Annotated in this window: 13 protein-coding genes; 9 read left to right on the forward strand and 4 right to left on the reverse strand. The window is 66.0% G+C overall.

Features of this window, described 5'->3' with window-relative positions; genetic code table 11:
• Positions 1-88 precede the first annotated feature (88 nt).
• A complete protein-coding gene (locus BO1_RS17720; protein ID WP_028218705.1) occupies positions 89-1141 on the forward strand; it encodes an aldo/keto reductase in 1053 nt (350 codons plus the stop codon).
• A 166-nt stretch (positions 1142-1307) separates the two neighbouring features.
• Here BO1_RS17720 and BO1_RS17725 read toward each other — a convergent pair whose 3' ends face one another.
• Complete coding sequence (locus tag BO1_RS17725; protein WP_028218706.1) at positions 1308-1661, reverse strand: BON domain-containing protein; 354 nt, start codon at positions 1659-1661, stop codon at positions 1308-1310.
• A gap of 350 nt (positions 1662-2011) precedes the next feature.
• Here BO1_RS17725 and BO1_RS17730 point away from each other — a divergent pair, with 350 nt between their 5' ends.
• Complete coding sequence (locus BO1_RS17730; RefSeq protein ID WP_028218707.1) at positions 2012-3571, forward strand: RNA polymerase factor sigma-54; 1560 nt, start codon at positions 2012-2014, stop codon at positions 3569-3571.
• Positions 3572-3770: 199 nt separating this feature from the next.
• On the opposite strand, the gene BO1_RS17735 is transcribed toward BO1_RS17730, so the two are convergent.
• Together BO1_RS17735 and BO1_RS17740 are read right to left on the reverse strand one after the other, a co-directional pair.
• The gene (locus BO1_RS17735; RefSeq protein WP_028218708.1) at positions 3771-3989 is read right to left on the reverse strand and encodes a superinfection immunity protein; all 219 of its coding nucleotides are present in this window, start codon (positions 3987-3989) and stop codon (positions 3771-3773) included.
• A gap of 408 nt (positions 3990-4397) precedes the next feature.
• Complete coding sequence (locus tag BO1_RS17740) at positions 4398-5234, reverse strand: DUF72 domain-containing protein (RefSeq protein WP_028218709.1); 837 nt, start codon at positions 5232-5234, stop codon at positions 4398-4400.
• Positions 5235-5474: 240 nt separating this feature from the next.
• On the opposite strand from BO1_RS17740, the gene BO1_RS51500 reads away from it, so the two are divergent.
• Both BO1_RS51500 and BO1_RS17750 read left to right on the forward strand, forming a co-directional pair.
• Positions 5475-5870: a transposase gene (locus BO1_RS51500; RefSeq protein WP_084688024.1), complete on the forward strand. Its 396-nt coding sequence runs from the start codon at positions 5475-5477 to the stop codon at positions 5868-5870.
• Between the two features lie 253 nt (positions 5871-6123).
• Complete coding sequence (locus tag BO1_RS17750) at positions 6124-7095, forward strand: hypothetical protein (protein WP_028218710.1); 972 nt, start codon at positions 6124-6126, stop codon at positions 7093-7095.
• Positions 7096-7183: 88 nt separating this feature from the next.
• Here the strand turns inward: BO1_RS17750 and BO1_RS51505 are convergent, their stop codons facing one another.
• Positions 7184-9610 (reverse strand): phosphoketolase family protein, encoded by a 2427-nt coding sequence (locus BO1_RS51505; protein WP_043285240.1) that lies wholly within the window; start codon positions 9608-9610, stop codon positions 7184-7186.
• A gap of 353 nt (positions 9611-9963) precedes the next feature.
• Between BO1_RS51505 and BO1_RS17760 the strand changes: the two genes are divergently transcribed.
• The 5 genes from BO1_RS17760 (at position 9964) to BO1_RS60225 (ending at position 13746) form a co-directional block, all read left to right on the forward strand.
• Complete coding sequence (locus tag BO1_RS17760; protein ID WP_028218711.1) at positions 9964-10950, forward strand: zinc-dependent alcohol dehydrogenase family protein; 987 nt, start codon at positions 9964-9966, stop codon at positions 10948-10950.
• A gap of 274 nt (positions 10951-11224) precedes the next feature.
• Positions 11225-11686 (forward strand): universal stress protein, encoded by a 462-nt coding sequence (locus tag BO1_RS17765; protein WP_028218712.1) that lies wholly within the window; start codon positions 11225-11227, stop codon positions 11684-11686.
• 511 nt (positions 11687-12197) lie between these two features.
• Positions 12198-12761, forward strand: a complete 564-nt coding sequence (locus tag BO1_RS17770; protein ID WP_028218713.1) for a hypothetical protein — start codon at positions 12198-12200, stop codon at positions 12759-12761.
• Between the two features lie 423 nt (positions 12762-13184).
• Complete coding sequence (locus BO1_RS51510) at positions 13185-13406, forward strand: hypothetical protein (protein ID WP_043285243.1); 222 nt, start codon at positions 13185-13187, stop codon at positions 13404-13406.
• 178 nt (positions 13407-13584) lie between these two features.
• Entirely contained in the window at positions 13585-13746 is a 162-nt protein-coding gene (locus BO1_RS60225) for a hypothetical protein (protein ID WP_167338359.1), read from the forward strand.
• Positions 13747-14151 lie beyond the last annotated feature (405 nt).

The following is a 14151-nucleotide window of genomic DNA, read 5'->3' on the forward strand; positions in this document are numbered from 1 at the left end:
CAGGCGGCGCCTCGGGCACGTCTTGCGTGAACGCAGTATCCTCTGCCCCGTTGTTGGATGTTCCCTCGGTCCACGTCGGAGTTTCCCCATGCGTATGCATCCTCTTGGCCGTACCGGCCTCTTCGTTTCCGAACTTTGCCTCGGCACCATGACCTTCGGCGGCGGCGCCGGCATCTGGAACCAGATCGGCGATCTGCAGCAGTCCGACGCCGAACGCCTCATCGGCCGCGCGCTCGATGCGGGCATCAACTTCATCGACACCGCCGACATCTACTCGCAAGGCGTTTCCGAGCAGCTCACCGGCCAGGGGCTGAAGAACCTCAAGGTGGTGCGCGACCAGGTCGTGGTGGCGACCAAGGTGCTCGGCGAGATGGGCCCCTCGCCGAACCAGCGCGGCGCGAGCCGCTATCACATCATGGAAGCCGTGAAGGCGAGCCTGCGCCGCCTGCAGCTCGATCACATCGACCTGTACCAGATTCACGGCTTCGATCCGGTCACGCCCATCGAAGAGACCGTGCGCGCGTTCGACACGCTCGTGCAGCAGGGCTATGTGCGCTATGTGGGCGTCTCGAACTGGGCCGCATGGCAGATCGTGAAGGCGCTGGGCATTGCGCATCATCACGGGCTTGCGCGCTTCGAGTCGCTGCAGGCCTATTACACGATCGCGGGCCGCGACCTCGAGCGCGAGATCGTGCCGATGCTCGCGAGCGAAGGGCTCGGGCTGATGGTGTGGAGCCCGCTCGCGGGCGGCCTCCTGAGCGGCAAATACGGCCGCGACCGCCAGGGCGAGGCGGGTAGCCGCCGCACGACGTTCGACTTTCCGCCCGTGGAGCGCGAGCGCGCATGGGATTGCATCGACGCGATGCGCCCGATCGCCGAGAGCAAGGGCGTTTCGGTGGCGCAGATCGCGCTCGCGTGGCTCCTGCATCAGCGCGCGGTGACGACGGTGATCGTCGGCGCGAAACGCACCGACCAGCTCGACGACAACGTCGCGGCGACCCAGGTCAAGCTCTCCACGGAAGAGCTCGCGATTCTCGACGACGTGAGCGGCTTGCCCGCCGAATATCCGGGCTGGATGCTCGCGCGCCAGGGCGACGCGCGGCGCGAGCAGTTGCGTGATGCGCAACGCGAGGAGCGCTGAGGGTGTACCAAAGAGCAGTGGGACGCGCGTGTCGCACGCGTCCCACTGCATGGCGCCATGGGACGCCCGCTGCGTGGACGGCGTCCACGGCGAGCGTCGCGCATGGCGAGTCGATGCGAGGCCAATGCGCGGTTTAAAGAGCGGTTAAAACGCCGCTAGTCCACGGTTATCCCGCGGCCGCCACCTTCAAGTGGTTCTTCACCGCGCTCACGCCCGACACGCCTTCAACCACCTGTTTGGCGTTGTCGCGATCCTCGGCGCTCGGCACGGTGCCCGTGAGCGACACGACGCCCTTGCGCGTCTTCACGTGAATGTGCTCGGACTTCACGTTCTTGGCGGCCAGCAATTCGGTCTTCACCTTGGTCGTGATGGTTGCGTCATCAACGTGCTGGCCGATGCTTTCGGAGCTGCCCGTGGGCGCCGCCGAAGGCTCGGTCGTGGTCGTCTGCGCGCCGGCGGCGAGTACGAAAGTCATGCAGGCCACACCTGCAACGGTCTTGAGCATCGGAATGCGTTTCATGCGTTTCTCCTTTTCCGTTGGGTTCAGCCAGGCGTGCCGCAAGGTCCATGCCGTGCCGCGCCAATTGCGGTGAACGTGGCGACGCCACGGCGCGCACTTTGTGGGATTCAAGCATGGCCGCGCGAGGCGGATTGAGGAGTACGAGGGGTCAATGTGCGCTCAACGAGCACGCCATCAGGCACGCAATTTTGTTCGGGCGATTGTAAAAACGTCCGCTGGACGGCTGGGTCCGGGCGCCGGAATTGCGCCGTCGCAAGAGTCGATCCCGTTATAAAACAAGCGCTTGTAAAAACTGGCATGGGTGTTGCGTGGACTGGGCCATTCACATCACATTCAAGAACAGGACAGCCATGCCTTCCATCGCGTTACATGCGCGCCAGCATCTGGCGCTGACGCCGCGTCTGCAGCAGGCCGTGCGCCTGTTGCAGCTATCGTCGCTCGAGTTCCAGCAGGAATTGCGCGAAGCGCTCGATACCAATCCGTTTCTCGAATATGTGCCGCCCGCCCAGGAGACTGGCGAAGCCGCCGAGGCCGCTGAAGGCGCCGCCGGCATTGGCGCGGCCGCGAGCGTCGCGCCCGCGTCCGCCGCCGATGCGCCCGAGGGCGACCTCGATGGCGGCATGGACAGCGCCGCGGACGGCGGCGTGACACCCGATGGAGCGAGCTACGGCGGCGAACCGACTCCATACAGCGACGAAGCTTCCGGCTACAGCGACGACGGCGCGTCGTACGCCGCCGAGCTGCCGTTGCCGGGCGCGCAGCGCGCGTCGTCGAGCTATCGCGGTTCGGAAGACGGCGAAGCCGATGCCGCCGACTGGGTGCGCGTGCCCATCTCGCTGCGCGAGCAGTTGCATGAGGCGCTGCGGCTCTCGCCGCTCGAAGACCTCGACCGGGCAGCGGCCCAGGTGGTGATCGAGGCGCTCGACGACGATGGCTATCTGCGTCAGGAGCTTGCCGATCTCGCCGATGTCGAGGGCGTGGGCGACACGCTCGACGAGGACCGTCTGCGCGTCGCGTTGCGCGTCGTGCAGACGCTCGACCGGCCCGGCATCGGCGCTCGCTCGCTTGCGGAATGCCTGGCGCTGCAGCTTGAAGCGATGCCGGAGGACACGCCGCACCGCGAGCTCGCGCATCGCATCGTCACCGAGCATCTGGAGCGTCTCGCGCGCCGCGAGCATGGCGAGCTGCAACGCCAGCTCGGTTGCGATGCGCAGTCGCTGCAGGCCGCGAGCGCCCTCGTGCGCCGCCTCGATCCGAAGCCGGGCAATCACTACGGCCGCGCGGACGGCGGCTATGTCGTGCCGGACGTGATCGTGCGCCAGGTGCGCGGCCGCTGGGTGGTGAGCGTGAATCCGGCCATCGAGCCGCGCGCGCGCATCCACAAGCTCTACGCGGAGCTGTTCGCGCGCTCGGAGCAGACGAGCCGCTCGCCGCTCGCGCAGCAGTTGCAGGAAGCGCGCTGGCTGATTCGCAACGCGCACAAGCGCTGCGAGACGATCTTGCGCGTGGGCGAGTGCATCGTCGCGCGCCAGAAGGCCTTTTTCCAGTATGGCGAGATCGCGCTGCGCCCGATGCTGCTGCGCGATGTCGCCGACGAGCTCGGCCTGCACGAATCGACCGTGTCGCGCGCGACCGGCAACAAGTACATGGCCACGCCGCGCGGCATCTTCGAGTTCAAGCGCTTCTTCCCGCGCGAGCTCGAGACGCGCACGGGCGGGACCTGTTCCGCCGCGGCCGTGCGCGCGCTCATCAAGGAGATGATCGACGCCGAGGATCCGTGCGATCCGCTCTCGGACGTCGTGCTCGCGCAGGAGCTGGAAAGGCAGGGCGTGCGCGTGGCGCGCCGCACCGTCACGAAGTACCGGCAGATGATGAAGCTGCCAGCGGCGGAAATGCGGCGGGCCCTATAGGGCGGTAGGTAGAGAGACCCACACGACACCCACACTTTGAGCGTACAGCGCGCGAGTGGGGTCTGCGGGCACACAGGGTGCGATCGGAGAGGGCCGGATGGACGCATTGCCGAAATCGGCCTTCTTGCTGTCCAGTTCGGCCTTCTTTCGAATGCCCAAAAGCTTTTTCATGATCGTCCTCGGCCTGGTTGAGCAGGCTTCATTCGAACACCTTGGCGCGCGGCTTCGCAGGCGTTTCAGTGTTCGCGGTGGCCGACCAGATCAGAGCGCCAATCCATCCCAGCAACGTCCAGCCAAGGAACAGGTTGAGCAGCAGGACGGGCGTGCGGTTGATGTGGCCGCGCACGTTCGCAATGATCGTGGGCAGGAAATAAAATGCCACGAGAAGAAGGCCATAAATTGCACTGGTCGTTTCCATCATTCACTCCATTTTTCAGTTAAGGCGTTTATCGTGCCGACTGATTCATTGTGTCGAGAGTGGCCTTTCAGGAAGGCCTGGGGGGTTGTTGCACCCTTTGGCACGATTTTTAAATCGGATTAACACTTGCGGGCATTGCGCCCCTGCAATTAATTATGAGATAAAAAAGCCTGTATTTCCGCGACAAGGGGCCGCGAAACTATTGTCGGTGCGACAAAACACTGATGCATTTAGAGGGCGCGCTCTATGGCCTCTCAACCAATTAAAAGCACGGCAGGACATGCGCTCGGACGAAGCGAGCGCACGTTTTGAACAACAGGAGAGACCCAATCGGTCATCAGGCACGCAATTTCGCCCCACTCAATCATTTCGACGGCGTGCCAGGTGCGCTCTATGCGCTTCCAGCGCTCATTGCGCGCCGCGCTCGCGCAGCCGCTCGATCAGCGCCATCGCCGCGGCGGGATTGCGCGCCTTGTAGCCGCTGATCACATAGAGATAGACGTCGCGTCCGGCCTTGGCCGCGAGCGGTGCGTCGAAGGTGGCGAGGTCGCCAGGGTTGCCGCCCTGGGCCCACGTGAGCGCGCGCTCGGCCCAGCGGTCGAGCGCCGCGGGCGAATAGCCGAGGGGCTCGCCATCGGCCGTGCCCATGATGCGGGCATAGACGAAGGGCGCCGATACGTCGGCGATCTGTGGGTATTCCGAATCGCCGGACACCACAATCGCGGCCTGGCGCTGCCGCGCCAGCGCGACGAACTCCGGGGTGCAGAAACTCTCGTGCCGGACCTCCAGCGCATGACTTAGCGCCCGTCCATCGGCTTCGACGGGCAGACTCTCGAGAAATCGTGCGTAGTCCTCTGGATCGAAGCGCTTACCCGGCAACAACTGCCAGTTGATCGGGCCGAGCTTGTTGCGCAGATTCAGCACGCCACCGGCCAGAAAGCGCTCGATCGTGGCGCCGGCCTCGGCCAGCACGCGGCGGTTCATCGCGAAGCGCGGGCCCTTCACCGAGAACACGAAATCATCAGGCGTCTCGTCGTGCCAGCGCATGAAGCTCGCGGGACGCTGTGCGCCGTAATACGTGCTGTTGATTTCCAGCGAAGTGAGGTGGCGGCTCGCGTAATCGAGTTCGAGGCGCTGCGCGAGCCCCTCGGGATAGAACGTGCCGCGCCACGGCTGATAGATCCATCCTCCGATGCCGACGCGAATGCGGCCGGTTTTCGCGGGCGAAACAGGTGAGCGTGCCATTGGAATTGCACCGTCGAGTCCGGAATGCCCCAGTTTAACGCGGCTTTTTAGCGTGACGGGCCGAAACGACGTCATTGCAATAGCAGAATTTCGAAAGCCCCGCCAGGCAGGCGCGATGCCATCGCGCCTCGACTATCACACTGATTTTCAGACCGTTTTAGGCATAGTCCGATATTTTCGCAAGAGGACGTGAGGCTAATTTAGTCGTTGTGTGTCAGACAACCTAACTTGGAATATCAGATGCAGCCTCGTCCCTCGATGGAGCTTAGCGACGCCCAATGGCGCAGCGTCGAACCGCTCTTCCATGAAATCCGTTCCAGCGGCCCGCGCCGCGGCCGTCCCGCGCATTGCTCGCGCGCCGTATTCGAAGCCATTCTGTGGGTGCTTTCAACGGGCTCCGTCTGGGCGAAGTTGCCCGAGCGCTACCCCGACTTCCGCACCTGCCATCGTCGTTTCAAGATGTGGTACGACGCAGGCCTCGTGCAGCAGGCCATGGAGCGCCTCTACGGCGAAGAAGGCGTCGCCATGTGCGCGGCCATGAGCGCGCGCATGCAGCCGTGGCGCGCGCCGGCCGGCCGCAAGGCGCCGCGCTTCCCGGTCGCTTTCTCGCTGCGCTGGCCGCTGGCCCGCACCTGAGCGTCGGCTGGCAGATCGGGCAGATCGGGCGGCGCGGGCGTCCGGCGGATTCCGAGCCCGCCGCACGCTCGCGCATGCGGGCTGGCTCGCGGCGATATGCCGTCGTCAATCGATTCGCGTGAATCGCCGGGCGCGAAGTCGTGTGATGGGCTGAGCGAATCGGCCCTCACTGTGATCGGTCAAATCCTCCCTTTGTGGGATTCGCATTCGGTGCGCGATACTGTGAAGCTCAACGCAACGGAACCCACAGGACATGGCGCATTTCGACGTATTCAACGGTGATGCAGACGGCATCTGCGCGCTGCACCAGCTTCGCCTCGCCCGGCCGCGCGAGGCCACGCTCGTCACGGGCGCGAAGCGCGACATCGCGCTCGTCAAGCGCGTGCAGGCGCGGCCCGGCGACTCGCTCACGGTGCTCGACATTTCGTTCGATGCGAACCGCGAAGCGCTTTGCGCGCTGCTCGACCAGGGCGTGCACGTCGAGTACTTCGATCATCACCACGCGGGCGAGTTGCCGATGAACGTCAACCTCGCCGCGCACATCGACACCACGGCGCAGGTCTGCACGAGCGTGCTGGTCGACCGCCATCTGCGCGGGCAGTACCGCCCGTGGGCGGTCGCGGCGGCGTTCGGCGACAACCTGCAGGCCACCGCGCACGAACTCGCGCGCGAAGCCGGGCTCGACGAAGCGCAGGCCGCCCAGTTGTGCGAGTTGGGCGAGTCGATCAACTACAACGCCTACGGCGACAGCGTCGAAGACCTGTTCATCGCGCCGGCCACGCTCTACGAGACGCTCAAGCAGTATGCCGATCCGTTCGACTTCATTGCCTCGGAGCCGCTCGTCGCGAGTCTTTCGGCATGCCGCCGCGAAGATCTCGAACGCGCGCAGGAGATCACGCCCTTGTTCACGGTGCAGTACGGCAGTGTCTGCGTGCTCCCCGACGAGCCATGGGCGCGCCGCGTGCGCGGCGTGTTCGCCAATGCCCTCGCAATCGAGGAGCCGTCGTGCGCCCATGCCGTGCTGAGCGTCAACGCCGACGGCAATTACGCGGTGAGCGTGCGCGCGCCGCTCGTGCGTCCGCGCGGCGCCGACGAGCTCTGTCGCGCGTTCCCCGGCGGCAACGGACGGGTGGGCGCGGCGGGCATCGATTGTCTCGAATCGGAGCGGCTCGACCTGTTCGTGACCGCGTTCGTGCGCGTGTTCGGACGCGCCGCGCCGCGCTGAACGCCGCGCGCGCGGGCCGTGCGGTCCATGTGGGCCACACAGGCTACACGGGGCACTCAGCCCGCATCATCGTTCGTCCCGCGCCTCCTCAGTCGCTGCCGCCCGCCGCAGTCGCGCTCGTGCGCGACCAGCGCCAGTTGCGGATCTCGGGCATGTCGTCGCCGTATTCGTCCACGTAGCGGCGGTGCGCGGCGAGCTTGTCGTGCAGCGTCTGCCGCACATGCGCGGCGCGTTGCGCGAGTCCCTCCACGCGATCGATCACGGCTTCGCACAGGTGGTAGCGGTCCAGCCGGTTCACCACCGCCATGTCGAACGGCGTGGTCGTCGTGCCTTCCTCAATGAAGCCGTGCACATGGATGTTCGCGTGATTGGCGCGCCGGTAGGTCAGCCGATGGATCAGCGAAGGGTAGCTGTGATGGGCGAAGATCACAGGCCGGTCCGTCGTGAACAGCGCGTTGAAGTCGGCGTCGGAGAGACCGTGCGGATGGCGGTCCGCCGGTTCGAGCGTCATCAGGTCCACCACGTTCACCACGCGCACCTTCAGATCGGGCAGCCAGCCGCGCAGCAGATCGACCGCGGCGAGCGTCTCCAGCGTCGGCACGTCGCCGGCGCAGGCCATCACCACGTCGGGCTCGCCGCCTTCGTCGTTGCTCGCCCATTGCCAGATGCCGATGCCGTCCGCGCAATGGCGGATGGCGGCGTCCATGTCGAGCCACTGGGCCTGCGGCTGCTTGCCCGCAACGATGATGTTGATACGGTTCCAGGTGCGCAGCACGTGATCGGTCACGGCGAGCAGCGTGTTGGCATCGGGCGGCAGGTAGACGCGCACCGTATCGGCCTTCTTGTTGACCGCGTAATCGATGAAGCCCGGGTCCTGATGGCTGAAGCCATTGTGGTCCTGGCGCCAGACGTGCGAGGTCAGCAGGTAGTTCAGCGAAGGCAGGGGCCGCCGCCACGCAATCTCGCGGATCACCTTCAGCCACTTCGCGTGCTGGTTGAACATCGAATCGACGATGTGGATGAATGCTTCGTAGCACGACATGAAGCCGTGGCGCCCCGTGAGCAGATAGCCTTCGAGCCAGCCCTGGCAGGTGTGCTCGCTCAGGATCTCCATGACGCGGCCGTCCTGCGCCAGCTGGATGTCGTCGGGCGTCGTTTCGGCGAGCCACGTGCGCGACGTCACGTCGAAGACGTCGGACCAGCGGTTCGAAGCGGTTTCGTCCGGGCCGAAAATGCGGAAGTTGCGCGTGGGCAGGTTCACGCGCATCACTTCGCGCAGGAACGCGCCCATTACGCGTGTCGCTTCGGCATCCACCTGGCCCGGTGCGGGCACGTCCACCGCGTGGTGCTCGAACGCGGGCACGCGCAACTCGCGCACGCGGCCGCCGCCGTTCGAGCGCGGGTTCGCGCTCATGCGGCGCTCGCCACGCGGCGCCAGCGCGGCGATCTCGGGTGCGAGCCGGCCTTGCGCGTCGAACAGCTCGGCGGGCTTGTAGCTGCGCATCCAGCTTTCTAGCAGCGCGAGGTGGCCCGGCTTCGCAATGTTCGACAGCGGCACCTGATGCGAGCGCCATGAGCCTTCGGTCTTCAGGCCGTCGACGCTCTTCGGGCCGGTCCAGCCCTTGGGCGTGCGCAGCACGATCATCGGCCAGCGAGGGCGCTCGATATGCGCTTGCGGACCGGTTTCGGCCGCTGTGCGCGCGGCCTGCTGGATGCGTGCGATTTCGTCGAACGCGGTGTCGAAGGCCGCGGCCATCAGGCGGTGCGCGACGCCGGGGTCTTCGGCCTCCACGAAGATCGGCTCGTAACCGTAGCCCTTCATGAGCGAGGCGAGCTCGTCGTCGCCGATGCGCGCGAGCACGGTCGGCCCGGCGATCTTGAAGCCGTTCAGATGCAGGATGGGCAGCACCGCGCCATCGGTTACCGGATTGAGGAACTTGTTGGAGTGCCACGAGGTGGCGAGCGGCCCCGTTTCGGCTTCGCCGTCTCCGACCACGCACGCGGCGATCAGATCGGGGTTGTCGAACACCGCGCCATACGCGTGCGACAGCGCGTAGCCCAGTTCGCCGCCCTCGTGTATCGAGCCGGGCGTTTGCGGCGCAACGTGGCTCGGAATGCCGCCGGGGAAGCTGAACTGCTTGAAGAGCCTCGCCATGCCTTCTTCGTCTTGCGGCACGTTCGGCCAGGTCTCGCTATAGGTGCCTTCGAGCCAGGTGTTCGCGACGACGGCCGGCCCGCCGTGTCCCGGCCCCGCGATGAAGAGCAGATCGAGATCGCGCTCGTTGATGATGCGGTTCAGGTGCGTGTAGAGGAAGTTGAGGCCGGGCGTGGTGCCCCAGTGGCCGAGCAGACGCGGCTTCACGTGAGCGAGCTGCAGCGGCTCGCGCAGCAGCGGATTGGCGAGCAGGTAGATCTGACCCACCGAAAGATAGTTGGCGGCGCGCCACCAGGCGTCCATGCGCTGCAGCAGTTCGTCGGAAGGCGGCGGGCGGGTGGAAGGGCTGATCGGGCTCATTCGCTGCTCCTGTCGATGGGGCCTGGTTGCATCCCATGCAAAGCGGTCGGTCGGAGGTATGGTGCCACGATCGCTGGGAGCGCTTCCTCTGGGTGTCCGTGCGCGTTCGTCGCCATGCGCGCGCCGACCGCGTAACATGGAGAGATGATGCGTCCCCGGGCGTCGCGCGCTGTGGGCGCCGCGCCGGGCTTCCCGAGCGCCTTCGGGACGTGAAACGCAAGCTTGGTATGGGGCGGAGTCAGCGCTCTGCATGGGACCGGAGTCAGTGCCAAAGCACTCATTCCGGCCGGCACCTCAAGCACTCACTTCGGCCGGCAGTTGATGCAAGAACTCCGATCAACGGGAGGACGGCGATGCGCGCCATGCTGTTCGACGGTACGAGTCCGCGGCTGCGAGAGGCAGACGTGCCCGATCCGGTTCCCGCGGCGGGCGAACTGCTCATCGACGTTCATGCGTGCGGTGTGTGCCGCACCGATCTCCATGTCGTCGATGGCGACCTCACGCAGCCGAAACGTCCGCTGATTCCCGGCCACGAAATCGTCGGCACGGTGGCGGCGCTCGGCGTGGGCGTCACGGGCTTCGCGCCGGGCGACCGCGTGGGTGTGCCGTGGCTCGGCCACACCTGCGGGCACTGCCGCTTTTGCCAGCGCGGCCGCGAGAATCTCTGCGACGCGCCCGGCTTCACGGGCTACACGATCGACGGCGGCTATGCGCAACGCACGGTCGCCGATGCCCATTACTGCTTCCATCTGCCTCGCCAATACAGCGATGTCGAAGCCGCGCCGCTTTTGTGCGCGGGGCTGATTGGCTATCGCACGCTCGCGCTGGCCGGCGATGCACCCTGTATCGGCATTTATGGATTCGGCGCGGCGGCGCACATCGTCGCGCAGGTCGCGCGGCACGAGGGGCGCACGGTGTACGCGTTCACGCGTCCCGGCGACCACAACGCGCAGCGCTTCGCCCGACGCCTTGGCGCGGCGTGGGCAGGCGGCAGCGACGAAGCGCCGCCCGAGCCGCTCGACGCCGCGCTGCTGTTCGCACCCGTGGGCGCGCTGGTGCCCGCGGCGCTGCGCGCAGTGGCCAAGGGCGGCACGGTGGTCTGCGGCGGGATTCACATGAGCGACATTCCGTCGTTTCCGTACGCGTGGCTGTGGGAGGAGCGCCGCATCGTCTCCGTGGCGAATCTGACGCGCGAGGATGGCGCAGCGTTCATGGCCATCGCGGCGCGCCATACGCTCGAGATCGAGACCACGGTGTATCCGCTCGCACGCGCGAACGACGCGCTTGCGGATCTGCGCGACGGGCGGCTCACGGGCGCAGCGGTGCTGACGATGCGATGAGTGCACCATCGACGCGCCGGCAACGCAGGCACCCGCCCGCAGCGACGATGCGACGTAGCGACATGCGGGCTTTCGCTCCTGTCTATCTGGATGGAGACGATATAACCAGCGAGTAGCAGCGAGTACCCGCGAACAAGCATGTTTTCGATTGCGCGAGCCTGCAAGGCGGCTCGCGTGGGACGCAACGGCCGGCAAGGCCGTCGTGCGCGACCCGGACGACCGGGGCCGCGCACGGCGGATGCCGCGCATCATGGGCCTGGCCCGGGAGGTAACAATGTACAAGCTGATTCTGGTGGCCGTCGACGGCAGCCGTAGCGGACGCCGCGCGCTGGACGAGGCCGTAAAGATCGCCAAGGCGACGGGCGCGGCCGTAGAGGCGCTCTGCGTGGTCCAGCATCCGGCGCGCCTCGTCGATATCAGTTCGGGTTTCGCGGAGGAGCAGACGCGCCAGTCGGCCGAGGCCGATGTTGCCACGGCCGCACTCGAGGAAGCGAAGACGGTGTTCGCGCAGGCCGGCGTGACGGGCACGGCGCGCGCCGCCGACTCGATGGGCGAGGAAGTTGCGGCGGTGATCTACCGCATCGCAGCGGAAGATGAGGCGGACCTCGTCGTGATGGGCACGCGCGGCTTGTCGGGCGTGAAGCGGCTGCTGCTTGGCAGCGTGGCGGAGTCGTTCCTGCGCATGGCCGACCGTCCTGTCATGCTCGTGCGCAACGAGGAGCCGCAGGCCGCTTGATGCCACGGCTTTCACGGGCAAAAAGCGGGCGAAAAGTTGGAAACAAGCGGGCGCGCTGCCGCGCAGGTGCGGCGCTGCCCGCCAACGCACGTGCGCACCGGTGCCCCCGCTCGCATCGAAAAATAGCCGTATAGGCATGGTCTGGCGTGCGTTTCTGCGGTGCAAATATCTTGAAATACGATTTCGATCAAGTTTCCCGGCAGCGTTCGGCCCGCCGGGGGCGAGCAACTTGCTTATCATGTGAATTCGACCGCGTAATGGCTGTACGCGCTGCATCCCGACCTGTCGCTTGCCGTGTCGCGTGAACGGGTGCAAAGCGCTGCAGTCCACGCGGCGTGCATCGCAACCGGGTTTGCCGGCGTTCCGCTGTCCGTCATCCTGGAGCGCCGCGCCGCCGCAAGTCCTTGTCACTGTCGCTCTCGCCGGGGCGCCTCGCCACGTCATTCTTCGCGGTCACGCCATTGCGTGCCCGTCCGCGGACGGGCCCCATACTCTCGTAAGGAAATCGATCATGGCCACTGCTTCCCATCCGTCGTTCAATGCATGCCGCACCGGCGTCACGGCCGCGCTGCAGTGGCTCGTCCATCAGCAGCAATGGCGCGAGCAAGCGCTCCAGCTCATGTATCGCCGCATGGAGCGTGACCGCGCCGCGCTGGAAGGCACGCTGGAAACGCTGCGCGACGCGCACGACTGGAACGATTTCGCCGCCGCGAGCCAGTCGGTCTGGCGCGACTATCTGAGCGCGAGCGCCGCGCTCTGGCAGGAGGGGGCGGTGGCCGCGCTGCAGGGCGCCACCGCATGGAACCAACTCGCGCGAGACATGGCGCAGCAATGGCAAGACACGTTGACCGGGTTGCAGCAGGGCGCGCCGGGCGTGAAAGGCGGCGCGGCAATGCCCATGCGCGAGTGGATGGCCGCGTTCGAGCGCGTGATGGGCGACACGGCGCGCGACGCGACACAAGCGGCCGCGGGCACGCAGCGCGCGGCTGGGGAGCGTCAGGGGCAGGGCCGGGGCGCCGCTCGCGGCGACGGCAAGGCCCAGGCGAACGCGAACGGAAGCCAGCACGGGCGCTAGACGCGGCGTATTCGTCACCGCTGGGGTCGTGGTTCCGCTATGGCAATTAACCGGAACATCTCCGGGTCAGGGGTGACGCAGCCCTCGACCGGACGACACGTCGAGCCTAAAGCGCCGGCGGCATTCCTGTGCGCCGACGCAGCGGGCTACATTGCCGCCGCGGACATGGCGCCCGACGGCGGGATCCAGATGCAATAGCCCATCCGCGCGCAGGCATTCATTTCCTCTGTCTATATTCAGGAATCCGATTTATCTTGTGCGCGGTAATGCGTGACACATTGAGGGCATCATGTAGCGCTCGGCGTGTTGTTTCAGCTGGCGCATCGATCGCGCGAGTAATACGAAGAAACACGGCTGTAGCGAAACTGTACGTTTTGCTCGCTATGCTGATGTCCACGGTGAGTTCTGAACAGGAGAACCTCGATGCTCAGCCATCACGAACTGGCGGCGTTGTTGCTGATTCGCGACACCAATGCGCCGCTTCAGACGCTCGATTCCGATTTTCTGGCGCTGACGCGCTACCACCTCGTCGAGATGGACGAGGACGAGGACGGTTACGCGCCGCGCCTCACGATGCGTGGCGAGGAACTGCTGCGGCGGCTGACACAGGCCAGGCAGCACGATGGCGAAGGTGGAGGGCGGTAGCAGCCTTGCGGTCCCGCAGCAGGCTGTAATCACATTGAAATGCGGGTTGGCGTGGCCCCGCTGTCAAGCCCCTGACATTTGACGCTACGCTCGTTACAAGCGTGTAACGAAGTGTTGCGCACTCTGCGATACAGTGCTCTCTCTTGTTTAACCCACGCGATATCGAGAGAGTCAGACCGTGAAATCCGTTGCCAAGCCGTTCGTCCGCCTGTCCGCCCTGATGCTTTGCGCCGCTCTGGCCGCCCCGCTGGTTGCCGTCGCCGCGCCGAACCACCATGAAGTGTGTCACGTCGAGCACCACAATCATCACGCCGTGCGCGTGTGCCACCACGTGCGTTGATTGACACCAAACGCAATGCCGCACTTCGGTGCGGTTTTTTTTGCGGCAGATAGTTAGGCATCCGAATGTAAGTGGAGCGTATGCACAGTCCTGTGTTGCGGCTCGTTCGCCACTAGTCTTGAATCACAGATTTCGATGGCGTGAGCGGTCATCTACACGAAGCTCGACCGCATTGCGTGCGGTTGAGCTTCGTCGCCAAACGCTAGAGCTGCAATACCGATGCGATCCCCGGCAGGACCGGCTAGCGGTTCCGGTCGATGCCGCTCAGGTGCCGATTAATTGCCGGGGGGGTGTCCACCACCGCCGCCGCCACCGCCACCACCGCCTGGGGGCGGCCGGTTGCCGCCGCCGCCCGGCGGCTTGCCGCCCTGGCCCGGCGGCCGCGCGCCGTTGTTGCCCGGCGGG

It is taken from the genome of Paraburkholderia oxyphila NBRC 105797 (assembly GCF_000685075.1).
GTDB classification, from domain to species: domain Bacteria; phylum Pseudomonadota; class Gammaproteobacteria; order Burkholderiales; family Burkholderiaceae; genus Paraburkholderia; species Paraburkholderia oxyphila.